An 18,798-nucleotide genomic window follows, 5' to 3' on the forward strand; every position below is an offset into this window, starting at 1 on the left:
ATCGCCGTCGGCCGCCAAGCCCTGCACCGTGAATCGTTGACCGCCGCCCCCGCTGCCGACATCCTTGAGCCGGCCGCGTCGTGCCCCGAGGAGCCCAAGCGATGATCGGTCCACCCACTTCCGCCGACCGCCCGACCGAGCCACTCCGCCCATCGCCCGCCACGTCGCCCGCCAATTCGCCCGCCAAGTCGGCCGCCGGCGGCGCTGCGCCGCCCCGTCGGCCGCGCAGCGTTGGCACGTACGTCGGCTACGGCGCCGCGCTGTTCGCCGCGGGCGTGCTCCTATTCGTGGCGCTGTACGCCTACGTGGCGCGCCAGCTGCCCCCGGCGGACGAGCTCGCACAGCGCGCCAGCCAGTTCCAGAGCACGCGGATCTACGACCGCGACGGCGGCTTGCTGTACGAGTCGATCGACCCGAACGCCGGCCGCCGTACGGCCGTGGCGATCACCGACGTCGCCAAGGTGATGGTCGATGCGACGGTGGCGACCGAGGACGCCAACTTCTACCGCCACCGCGGCGTCGACCCGCTGGCCGTCGTCCGCGCCGTCTGGTACGCCGTCCGCGAACGGCGCGTCGTCTCGGGCGCCTCGACGATCCCGCAGCAGCTCGTGAAAGGGCTCTATCTCACGCCCGAGCGGACCGTCCGGCGCAAGGTGAAGGAGGCGATCCTGGCGACCGAGATCAGCCGGCGCTACCCCAAGGACCGAATCCTCGAGATCTACCTCAACGAGCTCTACTACGGCAACCATGCCTACGGCATCCACGCCGCTGCCCTGACGTACTTCGGCGTTCCGCCCAAGGACCTCACGCTGGCGCAGGCCGCGCTGCTGGCCGGCCTGCCGCAGGCACCCTCGCTGCACGACCCGTACACGAACCCCGAGGACGCGAAGAACCGCCGCGACGTCGTCCTCGGCCTCATGGCCGAAGCGCGGCTGATCGACGCCGCTGCCGCCGAAGCAGCCAAGGCGGCGCCGGTCGAGCTCCAGCCGCCGCCGACGTTCGAGATGCGCGCGCCGCACTTCGTCCAGTACGTCCGCCAGCAGCTCGAGACGATGTACGGTGCCGAAGCGCTCCAGAAGTACGGCCTCGAGGTCACGACGACGCTCGAACCGCGCTCGCAGCTCGTCGCCGAGCGAACGGTGGCGGAGCACGTGGCGGCGCTGGCGGCGCAGGGCGCGTCCAACGGCGCGCTCGTCGCCCTCGAGCCGGCCAGCGGCGAGGTTGTCGCGTTCGTCGGCAGCGCGGACTTCGAGAATGTCGAGATCGAGGGCCAGGTGAACATGGCCCTTGCACCGCGCCAGCCGGGCAGCACGATGAAGCCGATCGCCTACCTGACGGCGTTCGAGGGCAAGGGGCGGGGGACGGAGGATCGCTGGTCGCCCGGCACGCAGATCGCGGACATCGAGGTCCGCTACCCCGGCGGCGCGGGCAGCGACTACGTGCCGGTGAACTACGACCGGCGCGAACACGGCATCGTCACCGCACGCGTCGCGCTCGGCAACAGCTACAACATCCCGGCCGTGCGGACGCTGGCCCACATCGGCCTGCCGGCGCTGATCGACATGGCCGAGCGGCTCGGGATCACGACGCTCGACCGGGATGGGGACTACGGCCTCAGCCTCGTCCTCGGCAGCGGCGAGGTGCCGCTGCTGGAGATGACGGGCGCGTTCGGCGTCCTGGCCGCAGGCGGCATCCGCCGACCGGTCGTCGCGATCCGCAAGGTCGTCGACAGCGCCAAGGCGGTGCGCTGCGAGGCCGGCACGAGCACGCCGTGCGTCGTCGAGGGCAGCGTCCAGGGCAAGCAGGTCGTCGGGGCGGCCGATGCGTTCCTCGTCACGGACATCCTGCGCGATCCGAACAACCGCCGCCCGGCGTTCGAGGGCGTGCTTCACAACCTCAGTCTGGCCGACGGGCGCCCGGCGGCCGTGAAAACCGGCACGACGGACGACTACCGCGACTCGCTGACGATCGGCTACACGCCCGACCTCGTGACGGGCGTCTGGGTCGGCAACGCCGACCGTCGGCCGATGGCGAACACGGCGGGCTCGATCGGCGCTGCGCCGATCTGGAGCCGGTTCATGAGCGCCTACCACCAGCAAATCGAGGTGCATGACTTCCAGGTCCCCGGCGGCGTCGCCGCGTTCGAGGTCTGCCGGGACACCGGTACGTTGCCGAGCGAGGCCTGCCCCGAGCGCACGAGTCACTTCTACGCCGTCGATCACCCGCCCCTTCCGCCGGAGCGCGACCTCTGGCAGCTCGTCCGGCTCGACCCGGCCACGGGGTTGAAGGCGGCCGAAGCCGCGCCCGACTGCCTCGTCGAGCGCCGGCCGTTCAAGGTATACCCCGAGGCGTTCCGCGCCTGGGCCGAGGCGAACGGCATCCCGCAGCCGCCCGCCGAGACGAGCCCGGTGGACAGCGGCGAGGCGGACGTCGAGATCGGCACGCCCGACGACGGCGACGCCGTGACGGCGGACGTCGTCCTGGCCGGCACCGCCTTCCTGCCCGGCTTCGCGGAGTACGTGGTCGAGATCGGCGCCGGTCGCAACCCCGACGACTTCGACCGCGTCGCCGGCCCGTTCGACGATCCCGTCACGGATGGCGTCCTGGCCGAACTCGATCTCGGCGGCCTCTCGAGCGGCCCGTACGTGCTGCGCGTGATCGCCCGCGACCGGTGCGGGACCGAACGTTCGGACGATGTCCGGATCGTTCTCGACCTCCCGACGCCGACCGCTTCCCCAACCGGCATCGCGACGCTCGGCCCGACGCCGAGCGCCACTGCCACCACCGCCGCCCGCGGCACGCCGACACCCCTCACACCCAAGGCCACCGCGGCGGGCGCGACGCCGACGCTGGCCGTGCGGCCCACCGTCCCGCCGCCGCCGTCGTCGACGCCCGTTCCGCCCGTCGCGACGCCCATCCCGACGGCCGGCGACGGCGTCCCGACCCCGTTCGCGCCCACGGCGACGCCGCCGAACGAGCCAACGGCCGAGCCGACCGCGGGCGCCGTGTCTGGGCTCGGGGACGGGGACTCGGACGTGCCGAGGCGACAGGCAGACCCACAACGCCGCGCGGGACGCCGATGACCCTCCGCCGACCCGCCGGCCGCCTGGACGGCCTGATCGAGAGCCAGATCCGCGAGATGACCCGCCTGGCGATCGCCCATGGCGCGGTGAACTGCGCACAGGGCTTCCCGGACTTCGGGACGCCCGAGCCGGTCCGCCGCGCCGCGGCCGAGGCGATCATGGCGGACCACAACCAGTACGCCATCACGTGGGGCGTGCCGGCCCTGCGCGAAGCGATCACGGCGAGCTACCGCGCCCGCTTCGCGCCGCACTTCGACTGGGTCGATCCCGAGCGGCACGTGACGGTGACGTGCGGCGTGACCGAGGCCGTGACGGTGGCGCTGATGGCACTCCTCGAGCCGGGCGACGAGGTCGTCGTCCTCGAGCCGGCGCACGAGAACTATGCCCCGGCCGCCCGCTTCGCCGGCGGGCGGGCCGTCGGCGTGCCCCTCCTGGGCCCGGACCACGCGCTCGACATCGACCGCCTGGCGGCCGCCGTCGGGCCGCGGACGAAAGCGCTGATCCTGAATGCCCCGCACAACCCCACCGGCCGCGTCTTCACGCCTGCCGAGCTCGGCGCCGTCGCCGCGCTGTGCATCGAACGCGACCTCGTCGCGATCACGGACGAGATCTACGACCAGATCGTCTACGAGCCGCACGTCCACGTGCCGCTGGCGACACTGCCCGGCATGCGCGAGCGGACGATCACGCTCTCCGGCTGCTCGAAGACGTTCGCCGTCACGGGCTGGCGCCTCGGCTACGCCGTCGCACCCGAACGGTGGTCGCACGCCCTGCGCACCGTCCACGACTTCACGACGATCTGCGCCCCGACCCCCCTCCAACACGCCGCCGCCGCTGCCCTTGCCCTGCCCGAGGCGTTCTTCGTCGATCAGCGCGCCGCCTACACCGTCCGCCGCGACGCGATGCTCGACATCGTCCGCACCAGCGGCTTCACGTGCAGCGTGCCGGAAGGTGCGTACTACCTCCTGTGCCGCTTCGACGCATGGCGGTTCGGCGGCGACCGCGACGGCGATCGCGTCGGCCCTGGCGACAGCGACGCCTTCGCCCGCTGGCTGACCGAGCACGTCGGCGTGGCCGTCGTGGCCGCCAGCAGCCTGTACGTCACGCCGGGGCTCGGGCGGGACGAGGTGCGGTTCGCGTTTGCGAAGAAGGCTGAGACGTTGGCAGCGATACGGACAAGGCTGGCCACGGGATTCGCGCAATTCGCCGTGTAGGGGCACGCCGTGCCCCCCCTACACGGCGGTCGTCGCGTCCATGGGCGCGTTCGTTGGGTCGACGGTTGTCTGGATGACCTCGACGCGGTTCCCGAACGGATCCCCGACGTACAAGCGCCGGCGCGGCGCCAGCGCTTCGTCCCACGCCGCCGCGTGCCCCGCCGCCCGCAGCGCGTCCGCCACCGCGTCGATGTCGTCCGCGACGAGCGCCGGGTGCGCCTTCGCTGCCGGGACGAAGGGCGTCTCGACGCCCAAGTGCACCTGCCGTCCGTCGTCGAGCGCGAACCACACGCCGCCCCGCCCGGCGAGCGCTGCCGGCTTGGCGACCTCGCGCAATCCGAGCAGCCCGCCGTAGAACGCCCGCGCTTCGTCCTCGCCGCCGGCGGGCATCGCCAGTTGGACGTGGTCGAGGCCGGTGATCATCGTGCCGTCTTCCTCGTCATCCGCGTCGGTATCCACGTTTGCCCGGGCTGATCAGCCTCCCGCGGCCGACGCGACCGTCGCGACGGCCAGCCGGACGCTGTCGGCCGGGCTGACCTTGACCTGCGCGTCCATGACCCGCCCTTGGGGATCGATGACGAAGTGGCTGCGAAGGATCCCTTCGTACGTGCGGCCGTACATCGACTTCTCGCCCCACGCGCCGTACGCTGCGGCGACGGCGTGGTCGGCGTCCACGAGGAGCGGGAACGCCAGTCCGTACTTGTCGCGGAAGGCGACGTGCGACGCCTGGCCGTCCGGGCTGATGCCGATGACCATCGCGCCCGCGGCGTCGACCGTCGGCAGCGCGGCCTGGAAGCCGCACGCCTGAGCGGTGCAGCCGCTCGTGTCGTCCTTGGGGTAGAAGAAGAGGATGACGGTCCGGCCGCGCAAATCGCCGAGGCGCACGGTGCGGCCGTCCTGGTCGGGCAGCGCGAATTCGGGGGCGGGGTCGCCGATCTGCAGGGACATCGTATCGACTCATCCTCGTGAAGGTGAACGTGCGGCTGAAGACGGAGTCGGGCGCGTTCGTCGCGATACCGATGCTGCTATTCTACCGCCGCACAGGATCGTGGAACGCGCCGGCGACTCTAACGCCCTCGCGCGTCCGCGCGTTTGTTCCGTCGGCGCGCAACGCCGCGCGCCCGCCGCATCGACCGCTACGCACCCACCCCCAGGAGGTGCCCGATGGCCGTCAGTCGCCGCACGTTCCTCGGCCGGGGCAGCGCCGCCCTCGCCGGCGCCGCACTCGCCCCCGGCGCCCTCGTCCGCGACCAACGGCCTGTCGTGCGCTGGGCCGCACGCACCGCGGCCGATATGCCCGAGCCGGACGCCGTCGCCCTGCTCTGGCAGCGGGCCGCCTTCGGCGCGCGGCCGGGTGACGTCGACGCGGCGCGGGAGTCGGGGGCCGAAGCCTGGATCGAGGCGCAACTCGCCTTCACCAAGCTGCCCGACCCGTACACCGATGCCGCGCTCGTCGCCCTCGGGCTCACGTCGTACGGCTTGACGGCGGCCGAACTGCTGGCCGGCAACAACGGCAACCCGGCGCAGCACCTCGTCAACGGCACCCTCATCCGGCAGTGGTTCAGCCCGCGCCAGCTGTACGAGGTCCTCGTCGACTTCTGGAACGACCACTTCACGGTCTTCGTCGGCCAGGCGGACGCCGGGCGGGTTCGGATCATCGATGACCGCACCGTCGCCCGGACGCACGCCCTCGGGAGGTTCAAGGACATCCTCACGGCCTCGGCCCATTCGCCGGCGATGCTGATGTTCCTGGACAACGACTCGAACCAGGCGCGCAAGATCAACGAGAACTATGCGCGGGAGATCATGGAGCTCCATACCCTTGGGGTGGCCGTGAACGGCGTGCCGTACACCGAGGACGACATCAAGGAGGTCGCGCGCTGCTTCACGGGCTGGAACTGGGTCCGCCAGGGCGGCGGCGGTCGCGGCGGCGCCGTCGGCGACTACCAGTACCGCGACGGGATCCACGACCAGAACGCCAAGCGCGTCCTCGGCCAGGCGATCCCGGCCCGCCAGGGCGAGCAGGACGGCGTCCAGGTCATCGACATGCTCTGCCGGCACGACGCGACACCGCGCTTCATCGCCACCAAGCTCATCCGCCGCTTCGTGTGCGACGATCCCGAAGCGGACGTGCCCGGCCTCGTCGACCGCGTCGCGGCCGTCTACAAGGCCAAGGACGGGGACATCAAATCGATCGTCCGCACGATCCTTACCTCCGCCGAGTTTGCCGGCGCGTTCGGCCGCTACGGCGGACGCTACAGCCGGCCGTTGGACTTCGCCGCCCGCGCCGCCCGCGCTCTCGGCGCCCAGCCCGCAGACTTCGACGCCCTGTCCGCCTTCACGACGTCGCGCCGTGGCCGGACCGGCGCCGGGATGCTCGCCCTTGCCGGTCACCTCCCGTTCTACTGGTCCACGCCGGACGGCTACCCGGACGTCAAGGTGGCCTGGGCGAGCTCGTCCGGCCTGCTGGCACGTTGGAATTACGCCCTCGACCTCGTCGGCAGCGTCGACCGCGGCGCCGGCGGCCGGCCGGCCGCCGGGGGCGTCGAGAGCCCGCTGAACGTCATCGACCAGACGCCGTCGGACCGCAAGACGGCCGGCGCCGTGGTGGACTACTGGATCGACCGCATTCTGAGCCGACCGATGCTCGCCGCCGACCGCGCCGTGCTCGTGGACTACGTCACGGCCGGCGGCACCGAGTTCGACACGCTGAGCGCGGACCAGCGGGCGCGGATTCGGGAGCTGGTGGCGTTGATCCTGGATAGCCCGTACGCGCTCTGGCGGTAACGAAGGCAACGGCTGAAGCCGTTGAACCCAATTAGAATGGGGCGCCCGAGCCGAGCGATCCCCCCGCCCGGCCCCATTCAACCGGAGCCGCCCATGGCCACGTACCTCTTCGACATCGACATGACCCTCCTCGCCACCGGCGGCGCCGGTGTCCTGGCGATGGGCCGCGCCGTCCGTGACCTCCTCGGCATCCCGGACGGCATGGCGGGCGTGTCGTACGCCGGCCGCACGGACCGCGCAATCGCCCGCGACCTCCTCGCGCGCGGCCGCGTCGACTCGGACCGCCTCGACGGTGGCTTCGAGGGATGGCTCGAGCGGTTCGCGGCCGTGTACGCCGAGCACCTTGGCGACGCCCTCCACGAAACGGTCGGCCGCGCCCTCCCCGGCACGCACGCCCTCGTCGAGCGCCTCGCGGCCGCGCCCGGCGCGCAGGTCGGCATCGCCACCGGCAACTTCAGACGAACGGGCCTCATGAAGCTCGCCCACTACGGCTTCGGTCCGCCCCTCGACGACGGCGGCTTCGCCGACACGCACGAGGACCGCGGACAGCTCGTCGCCCATGCCGCCGCGATCGTCGGCGGCCCGGCCGCCGTCACCCGGCCCGCCGAAGTCTTCGTCATCGGTGACACCCCGCTCGATGTCGCCGCCGCCCGCGCGAACGGGTTTCGGGCGGTGGCCGTCGCCACGGGCGACTACGATGTCGCTGCGTTGGCGGCCACCGGCGCCGACGTCGTGTTCGACGACCTCGGCGACGTCGACCGCGTGCTCGAATGGCTCCTGGCAGCGCCGGAACCGGCGTAACCGGCAGTCCCGTTCGACGTTGTCAACCATCGATCGCCATTGCCCGCGACCCACGATGATTCGCCCGCCACGACGATCGTGCCCGGCCCCGCCGCCTCCCCCTCCCCCAGACGACTTTACGGGGCCCCCTCCGCACCTCGGGTGCGGAGGGGCTTCGGAGGGGGTTGGGGGGTGAGGGCTTCTTCCCGCGTCCCCTGGAGCCCAACCGTGCGAACGTCCCGCCGCATCCCCACCCGCAGCGCCCTCCGCCGAATCGTCCCCGTCCTTGCCGCCACGCTGCCGCTCTGGGCCGCCGCCGACCACGGCGCGTTCGGGGCCCACACGCCGGCCCGCGCTGCGCAAGCCGTGGCGGCTCAGACCGCCGGCGGCGGCACCCATCTCATCACGCCGGAGCGGGCGATCGTCGGCACCGTGTTCGAGGACACGGACGGCGACGGCCTGCGCGGCAGCGGCGAGGGAGCGCTGGCCGGTCGGCCGATCGCCCTTGCCGGACCGACTGGAGCGGCCGGCGCCGCGACGTCGGACAGCACGGGCGCATTCGCGTTCGGCCTCAGCGCCGCCGGCGCGTACACGCTCACGCTCGCCGTTCCCGCCGGCTGGGCCGCCACGCGCGCGAACGAGGCGCACCTGCAGTTCGATGTCGCGCCGAACAGCGCGGCCGGCGCCCTCGGCGCGCCGGTGCAGTTCGGCCTGCACCGCGTCGGCGCCGCGACGCCTCTCGTCGTGGATGTCGACGCCTCGACGGGCTGCCAGGCCGGCCCGGGCGTTTCGTTTGCGCGCCCGGCGGCATCCGCCATCGTGGGCGAGCACGCCACGCTGCGCTTCCGGGTGCGCGGCGCCGCCGACGCTTGGATCTCCGTGCAGGACATCGCGCCGGACGGCGCCGTCCGTAGTTTGGCGGAGAAGCGGGCCGTCGACGGCGGGCAGGAATACGGTATTGCGGTGCCGATCGGCGCCGCGCTCGGCACGCGCCGCGTCCTGTGGCGCGCCTTCCGCGCCGCCGGCGATGCCCAGCCGGCAGCCGAGGGTGCCTGCGCGTTCGAGGTCGTCGCGCCGGAAGGACCCGCCGTCACGGTGCGGCCCGATCGCCTCACGTTCGACCGCGTTGCCACCGGGGGCACGTCCGATCGCATCCTGACCGTTCGCAACGCAGGCGGCGCGCCGCTGACGGTGTTCGGCCTTGCTTTGCAGAGCGACGTCGGCACTTCGCCCTTCACGCTGCCGGCACCGTGGAGCGCCAACACGCTCCTCATGCCGGGCGAGGAGCGCGGTGTGACCGTCCGGTTCGCCCCGAAGGCGGAGGGCGCGTGGCAGGACTTCGTCCTCGTCCGGACGGACGACGACCATGCACCGCTCGTGACGATCAGCCTCAGCGGCGAGACGAGCGGCGTGCCGCGCCTGGCGGCGGCCGTGGCCACCGACCGCGGCTGCGTGATGGGCGACAGCGGCCCGCTCTTCGTCGCCGGCGAGCCGGTCGACTTGACGCTCAACGTCGTCTCCGGCGGCGGCGAGAACGTGCAGGCGGTGCTCGAGGACATCGGCCCGAGCGGCGAGACCGCCGTGATCTTCAGCGGCGCCGCGCCCGCCATCCCGTGGCGGCGGGCCGTGCGGGCGCGCCGTTCGCTCGCGGCCGGGGGCGCGCGGCTGTCGGCCAGCACGGGCGGCGGGGCGCGCTATGCCTACGGCCAGTGCGACTGGCTCGTCGCGGCGGGCCTGACGGACATCGGCGGCACCGCCGAGGACGTCGGCGGGCCGGCGCCGGTGCCGCTCGCCGGCGCGCGCGTGACCGTGGCCGGACCGGAGGCGCAGACCGTGCTCACCGGCGCGGACGGATCGTTCCGCGTCGCCGTGGCCCAGCCGGGCCGGTACACCGTGGCCGTGGAGCCGCCGGAGGGGTATGCGCCGTCCGGCCCACAAGCGCACGTCGTGTGGGTGCGCGGCTTCGCGGGCGAGGACATCGCGGGGCTGCGCTTCAGCGCCGCGCGGGCCGACGGTGCCCCGACGGCCACCCCGACGCCGCCGGCCGCGCTCCCGACGCTCATCGGTCCAACCGCCACCCCGGCCCTGCCGACGCCCGTCCCGACGCCGACGATCCCGACGACGTGCCGCGTGTCGATCACGCCCCGCACCGGCACCGCCAACGTCGGCCAGCGCGTCGCGTTCCGGGCGGCGATGACCCCGACGCGCGGCAACTTCACGTACAGCTGGGGCTACGACGGCGACGCGATCGCCGATTACAGCGAGAGCACGGCCGGCGCGTGGCGGACGACACCGCTCCGCGCGGCCGACATGCGCGCTTCGACGTTCGCCCTCTATTGGAAGCCGGCGTTGAGCCAGCGCCACCCGAACAATGCCGGCCCGGTGGCGCGACGCGTTTGGGTGACGGTGCGCGACGGCGTGGGCCAGTGCACGGACGTCGTCACGCTCAGCGTCGAGCGCAACGCGGCCAACAGCACCCGGCAGGCCGAGGACTTCTACACGACGAACCACACCCAGTTCGTCCAGCGCGAGCACGCGCTGTGGCACCAGCGCTATGCGTTCGAGCAGCCGTTCTACGACGGGACGTTGTTCTTCGACTTCCACGTCCAGTTCATGGACCGCTTCAACCGCTGGCGGCACGAGTTCGGCTATCCCGAGATCGGGACGTGGGACTCCGCCCAGCCGCTCCCGCGGGGGCCGGACATCGACCACGCGTCGCGCAACGCGTTCTATCGGCCGTTCGCCAAGCCGGCATCGTTCACGGCCAACGGCGGCGCCGTCCGCGGCTGGAACGGGATGCCATGCGACGTCACCGGCGGCGGCCAATCCCGGCTGTCGGACTACCCGGCCGACCGGCGACTGCTCGGCTGCGCCGTCACCGAGCCGTGGCACAACACGATTCACCTCCTCATCGGCGGCGACATGTTGAACCCGCCGAGCGCGCCGCGGGACCCCATCTTCTGGCGCTGGCACCGCTGGGTGGACACCGTGAACCGCGACCGACGGATCCTGCAGGCCGGAGGACGGACGGGCGACGCCGCGGCGTCCGGCGACCCTTCGGCTCTCGAACCGCCGCACGTCATCTACCAGACGCCGTTCCACCTCCATCCGTACGTCGTATCGCTCAGCTCGTATGCCGTCACGTTCGACGCCGGGGTCGTCGGCGTCCGGCCGGCCATGCTGACGGTGAACGGCTCGCCGGCGACTTCAGTCGCCGGCGCCGGCGCCGGCCCATACGTCTTCACCGGCTTCGCCCCACCCGCCCTCGGCCCCGTCGAGGTCGCCCTCGACCGCAACGCCGTGGCCCGGGCCGGCGCGACCGCGCCCGCCGCCGCCCTCGGCCCGCCGCAGGTGTGGCCGTACACGCTCGTCGCGCCCAAAGCGGACGACGACGGCGACGGCCTGCTGAACGGCGACGAGGTCCTGCGCACGCTCTCGTGGCCCGACGACGCCGATTCGGACGACGACGGCCTCGACGACGCGGCGGAGTGGCGCGCCGGGACGATCGCCCTGGCGCCCGACACGGACGGCGACGGGGCGGGCGACGGTTGCGAGGCGCGCGCGGGCAGCGACCCGCTTGCGGCGGCGAGCCGGTCGACGCGGTGCGGGACGGAGTTCCCGTACGTCTGTCGGACGTCGCCGGCGCCGGCTAGGGTGTCCGTCGACCGCTGAGCCGTTCGATCCATCCAACGGTTGTAACGTACGCGCCGCAGCGCGCGACGGTATGGGGCTGCGGTGCGGAATCGTCGCATGCCGCGGCGATTCGGTCGTCATTGGCCGCTGTGTCATTGACCGCTGTGTCATTTGCACCTGTGTCATTTGCCCCCAGAAGGACAAGCTGCATGTCGCTGATCGCATCGAACCACACCCCGGCGCCTCATTCCGCAAGTGATCGCGTCCGGACCGGCATCGCGCCCGCGGCGCTGCCCCTGCACAACGGCGCACGGCCGCGCCTTGCCGCCGATGCCGGCGCCGAGGTCGAAGCGCTCGTCGGGCGACTGCTCGAGCTCCTCGGCGAGGACGCCGCGCGCGACGGCCTGCAGAAGACGCCTCACCGCGTGGCCAAGATGTACCGCGAGATGCTCTCGGGCTACGGGCAGGACATCGACACGATTCTGAACGGCGCGCTCTTCCAAGTGGAGTACGGCGAGGGCGAGATGATCGTCGTCGCCGATATCGACTACCAGTCGATGTGTGAGCACCACATGCTGCCGTTCACCGGGCGGGCGCACGTGGCATACATCCCACGCGACAAGGTGGTCGGGCTGTCCAAGATCCCGCGTCTCGTCGATATGTTCGCCCGGCGCCTCCAGATCCAGGAGCGACTGACGAACGAGATCGCCGACAGCCTCATCGCGGCCCTCGACCCCGTCGGCGCGATGGTCGTCCTCGAAGGCGAGCACACCTGCGCCAGCTTGCGGGGAGTGAAGAAGCACGGCGTGAACATGATCACCACCGCCCGCCGTGGTGCCTTCCGCGACGACCCGGCGCTGCGCGATGAGTTCTACCGCCTGATCGGGCGCTAGTCGCGCGATGCCCGTTCCGGAGACCCGCCGGCCACCGGCCACCGGCCACCGGCCACCGACTGCCCGGCCCGCCGGCAACGACTCCGCACCATCGACCCCGCCCCAAGGAACGACCATGCCCGCCCGCCCGCTCGCCGGCCGCACCGCGCTCGTCACCGGCGCCGCGGTGCGCGTCGGCCGTGCGATCGCGCTCGGGCTGGCCGGCGCCGGTGCCGACGTCGTCGTCCACTACGGCGGCTCGCGCGATGCGGCGCTCGCGACGGTGCGCGACGCCGAGGCGCTCGGCGTGCGCGCCGTCGCCCTTGCGGCCGATCTGGCCGATCCGGATGCGATCCCCGGCCTCGTCGCCGACGCCGCCGCCGCTTTCGGTCGGCTCGACATCCTCGTGAACAGCGCCGCCCGCTTCGATCGCCAGGCCGTCGGGACCGTTACGGCCGCCGACTGGGACGCGTCGATGGACGTGAACCTCCGCGCGCCGTTCCTGTGCGCACAGGCCGCCGCACCGCACCTGCGCGCCGCGGCGCGCCCGGACGGGGAGGGCGCCCTGATCGTGAACATGGCCGACCTGTCGGGCGTACAGCCGTGGCCCGAGCACATGCAGCACGGCGTGAGCAAGGCCGGCGTCCTCCATCTGACGCGCGTGCTGGCCCGCGCCCTCGCGCCGGACATCCGCGTGAACGCGATCGTCCCCGGCGCGATCCTCCCGCCGCCGGACGCCGCCGACGGGGACGACTGGGGACGGCTCACCCGCAAGCGCGTGCCGCTCCAGCGCGTCGGCGACCCGTCGGATATCGTGCGCACCGTGCTGTTCTTCGCCGCGAGTTCATTCGTCACCGGCGCCGTCCTCCACGTCGACGGCGGCGAGAGCCTGATCGGGCCGATCGGGCGATGACGCCGCTCGTCGGAAGCGACGCTGACCAAACCCGCCAGGAGCGGCAATACCCCATGATCGACGACGATCGGCTCGACAAGGTGATCATCCGCGACCTCCTGGTTCGCGGCGTCATCGGCCTGAACGATTGGGAGCGCCATGTCGAGCAGGACATCCTGATCAACCTCGTCCTCTACGTGGACACGCGTGTGGCCGGCAGGACGGACGATCCGGCCGGCATCCTGGACTACAAAGCCGTCACGAAGGCCGTCATCGCCCACGTGGCCGAGCACGCACCGCTCCTCGTCGAGCGGCTGGCGGCCGACGTGGCACGGATCTGCCTGGCGTGTGGGGCCGAACGCGCGACGGTGCGCGTCGAGAAGCCGGGCGCGGTCCGCTTCGCGAAGAGCGTCGGCGTCGAGATCACGCGCCGTCGCGCAGACTTCGACGGCGACGACCTCGACGATCTCGGCGGCGGGGCCAAGAGCGGCGCATGATCCCCGGCACCTCGCTGGCGCTCGTCAGCCTCGGCAGCAACATCGACGCGCGCGCCAACCTGTCGCGGGCGGTCGCGCTGCTGGCGGAGCGAAGCGACGTGCACGCGGTTTCGCGTGTGTGGCGCTCGAAAGCCGTCGGGGGCGACGGGCCGGACTTCCTGAACGCCGCCGTGGCCGTCGCCACGTCGCTCGATGCCGCGGCGTTCAAGTTCGCGCTGCTGCGGCCGATCGAAGCGGCGCTCGGGCGTGTCCGCACCGGGAACCGGTTTGCGCCGCGGACGATCGACCTCGACCTGGCGCTGTTCGGCGATGCCGTCGTGAACCGCGCGGACGGGCATGGCGGACGCCTGCGCCTGCCCGACCCGGACATCGTACGCTACGCCCACGTGGCCGTGCCGCTGGCCGATATCGCGGGCGATCTGCGGCTGCCCGGCGACGGGCGACGGCTGCGGGACATCGCCGCCGCGTGCGTGGCCGTGGACGCCGAGGCCGGCCGCGCCGTGCCGCGCGTCGTCCTCGGCCTCGATCTGGCAGCGGCGACGATGCTGCGATGACCCGCCCGCATGCGCCGCCGCCGCCCGGCCCGGCCTATCGCCTGACGACGCCGCGGACGCTGTTGCGCCCGTGGTGCCCCGAGGACGCGCCGGCGCTGGCCGCGGCGGTCGGCGACAGCCTGGCGCACCTTCGGCCGTGGATGGGCTGGGCGCAGGAGCGCCCGGACGTCGAGGCCACCATCGCCCGGCTGCGCCACCTGCGCGCCGAGTTCGACGCCGACCGCGACTTCACGTACGGCGTGTGGGAGCCGAGCGGGCAGACCGTCATCGGCGGCTGCGGTCTGCACCCGCGCATCGGCGCCGACGCGCTGGAGATCGGCTACTGGATGCACGTCGACCACGCCGGCCGCGGCCTGGCCACCGAGCTGGCCGCTGCCCTCACGCGCGCCGCGTTCAGCTTCCACCGCGTCCACCGCGTCGAGATCCACTGCGACCCGGCGAACAAGGCCAGCGCCCGCGTCGCCGAAAAGCTCGGCTACCGCCACGAGGCGACGCTGTCCGCCCGCCTGCAGCGTCCGGACGGCACGTGGCGGGACACGATGATCTGGACGATGTTCGCCGAGCGCTACGCCGCGAGCGCGGCTGCGGCGGTGTCGGTGACGGCGTGCGACGCACTCGGCCGGTCGATGGCCGTGGCCCCGTAGCCTCGCAGGAAATGCCCCGTTCCATCCCTCGTGCAGGGGCTACGCTCTTGCCGCCGACTCGCGCCAGAGTGACAACGTCCCGGACAGATTCTTGCACCTGAAGATGCGAAGGTGGCTCGATCCAGCTCTCAAGGAACGCAGCACGAGTTTACAGACCAATCCATGAGTGTTGCTGGAGATATGCATGATATCGCTAGAAAAACGCTTGACACCCCCGCCCAACTGTGCTACCTTGTCAAGGCATGACACTGTTTACAGAGTAATAGGAGTAGCGATGCGGGAAGAGTGCTCAAGTGACCGAAGCTCATGTTCTGAATCGAAAGAGAGATTGGCTGACCGACCGCGGTAACGATCGGCCAGCCGGCTGCCTTGGTGAGCTAACAGCGCAAGGCAGACTAGTTCAGATGTTGGCATAGAGGACCGTCCCCGTCAATCCGGGCCTCTTGCTGCTGCACCTCCACGCCTCGCTGGGGCCGCCTTCGCCTAGGCCTGGTTCGCGTTCTCGCGACCGACCCCCCAAGGAGGTGTTGTCAAGTGAAGCGTTGCCAATTGTTCCTACTCGCGTGTACCTTCACCGTCGTTGCAGTCTTGAGTGCCTTTCACGACGCGGCAACGCCTGTCGCCGCACAGGTTTCCGACCGCAGCCACTTGCGAATCACGAGCAGTGTACCAGCCGGCGGAATGAATCTTGATCAAGTGGTCAATAACTCGATCGTGGTCAAGATCATTATTGAGGAGAACGGCTTCCCGAACGACGAGGATTACGGATTCTTGACGCTGACGCCGAACAATCCGCCGGCGTACTCATGGAATTGTAGCGAGTGTGATGACGGATTCTTCAGCGGGTCACCCGTAGCCTGCGCCACGATTGGCGGCTGTGACAGCAACGATGTGAAGGAGTGGCTCGTGGGAGTCACGGTCAATGTAAGCGCCAATGTTGACGCCGTGGACTACAACATCGCGAGCGGCAACCTTGGCAATGGACAACGCTGGGTGACCAGCGGACCGGACTGCAGCGATGTTGTCTCGCCGGTGACTGCTTCCTACTGGGAGACCGATGTGCAGATCGGTTGGGACCAGAGCGCACTCTGCAGCAACAACGGCGTCAGCATCAATCTCGATTACCAGTAACGACTGGCGCTATTCAAGGCGGCATCGCAGCGGTCGCCGCGCAGGAGGCCGATGCGATGCCGCCCTGTTCCACGTCGCTAGAGGGCGGACGAATGAAGCGAAGATCGTGGAATGCCGGTGGAGTGACACTGCTACTGCTACTGCTAATGCTTCAGTGCGCTGATGCCAACGCAGGCGTGTTGCCAGCCGCCCCGACACTCTCCACCGACGTCGACGACATGAACTTGGTATTTGTGACTGAGGACTTGCGGATTGGAGCTCGGGGATGTGATTCCATCACGATTTTCGATTTTCGCGACCTGCTTCCGATCTACCGCGGATCTGAACGCGTCTCTCCTGGAAGACTTACGGCAACAACGGGACTCACGCTAGTCCTTGCCGTCAACTCCAACATACTGCTGCAACCATTTCTGTACGCACTACGACGAAACGTTGCCAGTTCTCTCCCGCGGGCTTCAGACTCAGAAGTCACTGGCGCCAACTTTCGCCTGGGAGGTGGCATTGCCATCGGCCCAGACGACAACACACTTCTTGTTACGACGACCCCGCACTTTCCCAACTACATCGCCCGGCCCGGACCTGCATCCATCAGCAAGTACCTATTATCGGAGGTGAAGGGCAGCCGGATTGGACCGGTGCGAGGCCAGTACGTTCTGGACAGTCCTGCAGCCGAGATCATTGTGGATGCCTTAGGCTCGCGGGCGCATATCTTCACCGTAGCAGGAGTTGTCCGGACGATCAACACACAACGCATGGTCGAGGAAGAACCACCTATCATCGGAGTGGCGCCAATTGTAAGCGGGTTCGCGTCGGGGCGCGCTCCAGCGACATTCTTTCACGCCACGCTGTCTCCGGATGGGCGCGTGATGGTCGCGAACCGATGGCAGGGGCGCGGCGTGACACTGTTCGACCTGAATGATCGTTCGGCCATAGCCGTAGATATACCTGTTCCGATTGTAGGTGGTGTAGCTTTCAACCATGCCGATACGAATCATGGCCTGCTGGCTGTCCACGAGGACTCGCGCATATCCACGTACCGCTACATCCCTCCGGATACGCTTGAGTTAGTGAGCTCAGTCCCTATTGCTCGCCCCCTTATCTCAGGTCGTGGCGCGCAAGCGGTTCAAGGACCATTCGAGTCGATCGCTTGGTCCGGCGATGGAACACGGCTCATCGCTGCTACGGACGTCGGGACGGCAGAGTTTCAGGTAATCCGGGTGGAGGACGAAGGAAGGAGACTGATCTCGGAGCGCCTGATGACGGCATGCCCTGCACCGGACGGTCGTCCCAATTGGTCCAACGATGTCCTGACGTCCAACCGCCTCCGCCCCCCCACCTCGTCCCCCACGCCCAGCCCCACCCCTACGCCCGCCCGAACGACCACCGCCGCCGCCACCGCGTCCCCGCCCAACCTGCCCACCCCAGTGCCTTCCGTGACCGCCACAGTCACCCCGCCGCCGTCCCCGACGTTCACCGCCTCCCCGTCCCCCCGTCCCCTCTACCTCCCCCTCGCCCTCCGCGAACGCTGCCTCCCCGATGAGCAGCGCCTCGACATCGCCCTCGTCCTCGACGCCAGCACGTCCATGCTCGAGCGCACCGCCGCCGGCCGGACGAAGCTCGATGCGGCAACCGAGGCCGCCCGCGTCCTGCTCGACCAACTGCGGCTGGACAAAGGCGATCAGGCCGCGCTCATCGCGTTCAACGCGGACGTCACGACGCTGCAGACGCTCACGAGCGTGCGCGCGGATCTCGACGGGGCGCTGACGCGCATCGCCGTTGCGCAGCTGACACGCATTGACCTCGGCATCCAAGCCGCCGCCGACGAGCTCCATGGCCCCCGCCACGTCACGTCGCACTTCCCCGTCATGGTCGTCCTCACGGACGGCCGCGCGAACCCCGTGCCCGTCGACGTGGCCGTGGCGAACGCGGCGGCGGCGAAGGCGGCGGGGATCACGGTCTACACGGTGGGCGTCGGCACCGACCTCGACGTCGAGGCGTTGCGGGCGATGGCGTCGTCGCCCGCGCACGTGCACCTTGCGCCGGACGCGGAACAGCTGGCGGACGTGTACCGGGCGATCGCGGTGGCGCTGCCGTGCGCAGGTCGGTATTGGCCGCGGTAATCAGCGGCGTCACATCGTGCCGGCGGCGACGCGAGGTTCCGTATCGACCCGCGTCGTCCTCGTCAGCCCCCCCCCCCCCATCCCCCCCATCCCAACCCAAGGCACATCCACCCCCACCCGCGCCCCGAGCCGCTCCATCAGCTCGCCCGTGTGCTGCTGGATGTGGCGCAGGTTGTAGAGCTGGAGTTCGAGCTTGCCGAACGGCAGCCACTCGAACCCCGACGGGGCGTCCAGGTTGACCGACGCGAGCTGTCCGGCAACGTGGTCGCGGCAGAGCGCCAGGTAGGCCAGCACGTCGTCGCGCGTGTACGGCGCACCGATCGCCACCGGGTCGTGCGGCGGCCAGGGCAGCGCGCCGAAGAACTGGTGGTGCTCCCGGTGGAGCGCCCACGGTGTGAAAGCGAGCTCGTTCGGGCTGAGGTAGAGGTCCGTGTAGAACAGGACGTGGTAGGCCACGTGCCAGAAGCGGTTCCTGTCGGCCGGGTCGTCCCACATCGCGTCCGGGCAGAGGCGGACCGTGTGCTCCAGCATGTCGAGGGCGGCGTCGAATTGCGAGCGAAGGACCTGCCTGATGTCCACGTATCGTCGCTC

At 70.8% G+C, this 18,798-nt stretch carries 15 protein-coding genes; 12 read left to right on the plus strand and 3 right to left on the minus strand.

Features of this window, described 5'->3' with window-relative positions; translation table 11 throughout:
- Positions 1-101: 101 nt before the first annotated feature.
- Both IPG72_04935 and IPG72_04940 read left to right on the plus strand, forming a co-directional pair.
- The gene (locus IPG72_04935; GenBank protein MBK6768366.1) at positions 102-3,083 is read left to right on the plus strand and encodes a transglycosylase domain-containing protein; all 2,982 of its coding nucleotides are present in this window, start codon (positions 102-104) and stop codon (positions 3,081-3,083) included.
- A complete protein-coding gene (locus tag IPG72_04940; GenBank protein ID MBK6768367.1) occupies positions 3,080-4,297 on the plus strand; it encodes an aminotransferase class I/II-fold pyridoxal phosphate-dependent enzyme in 1,218 nt (405 codons plus the stop codon). Before IPG72_04935 ends, IPG72_04940 begins: the two co-directional genes overlap by 4 nt.
- Before the next feature lie 18 nt (positions 4,298-4,315).
- On the opposite strand, the gene IPG72_04945 is transcribed toward IPG72_04940, so the two are convergent.
- Positions 4,316-4,720, minus strand: a complete 405-nt coding sequence (locus IPG72_04945; protein ID MBK6768368.1) for a VOC family protein — start codon at positions 4,718-4,720, stop codon at positions 4,316-4,318.
- A 51-nt stretch (positions 4,721-4,771) separates the two neighbouring features.
- Positions 4,772-5,245: a peroxiredoxin gene (locus tag IPG72_04950; protein ID MBK6768369.1), complete on the minus strand. Its 474-nt coding sequence runs from the start codon at positions 5,243-5,245 to the stop codon at positions 4,772-4,774.
- A gap of 216 nt (positions 5,246-5,461) precedes the next feature.
- On the opposite strand from IPG72_04950, the gene IPG72_04955 reads away from it, so the two are divergent.
- From IPG72_04955 to IPG72_05000, 10 genes are all read left to right on the plus strand, one after another.
- On the plus strand, positions 5,462-7,084 hold the full coding sequence (locus IPG72_04955; protein MBK6768370.1) for a DUF1800 domain-containing protein: 1,623 nt from the start codon (positions 5,462-5,464) through the stop codon (positions 7,082-7,084).
- A gap of 93 nt (positions 7,085-7,177) precedes the next feature.
- Complete coding sequence (locus IPG72_04960) at positions 7,178-7,885, plus strand: HAD family hydrolase (protein MBK6768371.1); 708 nt, start codon at positions 7,178-7,180, stop codon at positions 7,883-7,885.
- 207 nt (positions 7,886-8,092) lie between these two features.
- Positions 8,093-11,536 carry a tyrosinase family protein gene (locus tag IPG72_04965; protein ID MBK6768372.1) on the plus strand — a complete coding sequence of 1,148 codons (3,444 nt, stop codon included), beginning with the start codon at positions 8,093-8,095 and terminating at the stop codon, positions 11,534-11,536.
- A gap of 170 nt (positions 11,537-11,706) precedes the next feature.
- Complete coding sequence (folE, locus tag IPG72_04970) at positions 11,707-12,390, plus strand: GTP cyclohydrolase I FolE (GenBank protein ID MBK6768373.1); 684 nt, start codon at positions 11,707-11,709, stop codon at positions 12,388-12,390.
- Positions 12,391-12,505: 115 nt separating this feature from the next.
- Complete coding sequence (locus IPG72_04975) at positions 12,506-13,282, plus strand: SDR family oxidoreductase (protein MBK6768374.1); 777 nt, start codon at positions 12,506-12,508, stop codon at positions 13,280-13,282.
- A gap of 53 nt (positions 13,283-13,335) precedes the next feature.
- Positions 13,336-13,758, plus strand: coding sequence for a dihydroneopterin aldolase (locus IPG72_04980; protein ID MBK6768375.1), 423 nt, complete (start codon positions 13,336-13,338; stop codon positions 13,756-13,758).
- The gene (gene folK, locus IPG72_04985; protein MBK6768376.1) at positions 13,755-14,312 is read left to right on the plus strand and encodes a 2-amino-4-hydroxy-6-hydroxymethyldihydropteridine diphosphokinase; all 558 of its coding nucleotides are present in this window, start codon (positions 13,755-13,757) and stop codon (positions 14,310-14,312) included. Before IPG72_04980 ends, folK begins: the two co-directional genes overlap by 4 nt.
- Positions 14,309-14,956, plus strand: coding sequence for a GNAT family N-acetyltransferase (locus tag IPG72_04990; protein ID MBK6768377.1), 648 nt, complete (start codon positions 14,309-14,311; stop codon positions 14,954-14,956). Before folK ends, IPG72_04990 begins: the two co-directional genes overlap by 4 nt.
- Before the next feature lie 534 nt (positions 14,957-15,490).
- On the plus strand, positions 15,491-16,087 hold the full coding sequence (locus IPG72_04995; protein ID MBK6768378.1) for a hypothetical protein: 597 nt from the start codon (positions 15,491-15,493) through the stop codon (positions 16,085-16,087).
- 1,433 nt (positions 16,088-17,520) lie between these two features.
- Complete coding sequence (locus IPG72_05000; protein MBK6768379.1) at positions 17,521-18,207, plus strand: VWA domain-containing protein; 687 nt, start codon at positions 17,521-17,523, stop codon at positions 18,205-18,207.
- A 9-nt stretch (positions 18,208-18,216) separates the two neighbouring features.
- On the opposite strand, the gene IPG72_05005 is transcribed toward IPG72_05000, so the two are convergent.
- The gene (locus IPG72_05005; GenBank protein ID MBK6768380.1) at positions 18,217-18,786 is read right to left on the minus strand and encodes a DinB family protein; all 570 of its coding nucleotides are present in this window, start codon (positions 18,784-18,786) and stop codon (positions 18,217-18,219) included.
- Between the last annotated feature and the right edge of the window lie 12 nt (positions 18,787-18,798).

Origin of the sequence: Candidatus Avedoeria danica, from assembly GCA_016703025.1 — a bacterium.
In the GTDB taxonomy this organism is placed as follows: domain Bacteria; phylum Chloroflexota; class Anaerolineae; order Epilineales; family Epilineaceae; genus Avedoeria; species Avedoeria danica.

What these genes read in the sequence shown, in the direction of transcription:
- IPG72_04935 (MBK6768366.1), top strand. Translation starts at nt 102, where the DNA reads ATGATCGGTCCACCCACTTCCGCCGACCGCCCGACCGAGCCACTCCGC.
- IPG72_04940 (MBK6768367.1), top strand. Translation starts at nt 3,080, where the DNA reads ATGACCCTCCGCCGACCCGCCGGCCGCCTGGACGGCCTGATCGAGAGC.
- IPG72_04945 (MBK6768368.1), bottom strand. Translation starts at nt 4,720, where the DNA reads ATGATCACCGGCCTCGACCACGTCCAACTGGCGATGCCCGCCGGCGGC.
- IPG72_04950 (MBK6768369.1), bottom strand. Translation starts at nt 5,245, where the DNA reads ATGTCCCTGCAGATCGGCGACCCCGCCCCCGAATTCGCGCTGCCCGAC.
- IPG72_04955 (MBK6768370.1), top strand. Translation starts at nt 5,462, where the DNA reads ATGGCCGTCAGTCGCCGCACGTTCCTCGGCCGGGGCAGCGCCGCCCTC.
- IPG72_04960 (MBK6768371.1), top strand. Translation starts at nt 7,178, where the DNA reads ATGGCCACGTACCTCTTCGACATCGACATGACCCTCCTCGCCACCGGC.
- folE (MBK6768373.1), top strand. Translation starts at nt 11,707, where the DNA reads ATGTCGCTGATCGCATCGAACCACACCCCGGCGCCTCATTCCGCAAGT.
- IPG72_04975 (MBK6768374.1), top strand. Translation starts at nt 12,506, where the DNA reads ATGCCCGCCCGCCCGCTCGCCGGCCGCACCGCGCTCGTCACCGGCGCC.
- IPG72_04980 (MBK6768375.1), top strand. Translation starts at nt 13,336, where the DNA reads ATGATCGACGACGATCGGCTCGACAAGGTGATCATCCGCGACCTCCTG.
- folK (MBK6768376.1), top strand. Translation starts at nt 13,755, where the DNA reads ATGATCCCCGGCACCTCGCTGGCGCTCGTCAGCCTCGGCAGCAACATC.
- IPG72_04990 (MBK6768377.1), top strand. Translation starts at nt 14,309, where the DNA reads ATGACCCGCCCGCATGCGCCGCCGCCGCCCGGCCCGGCCTATCGCCTG.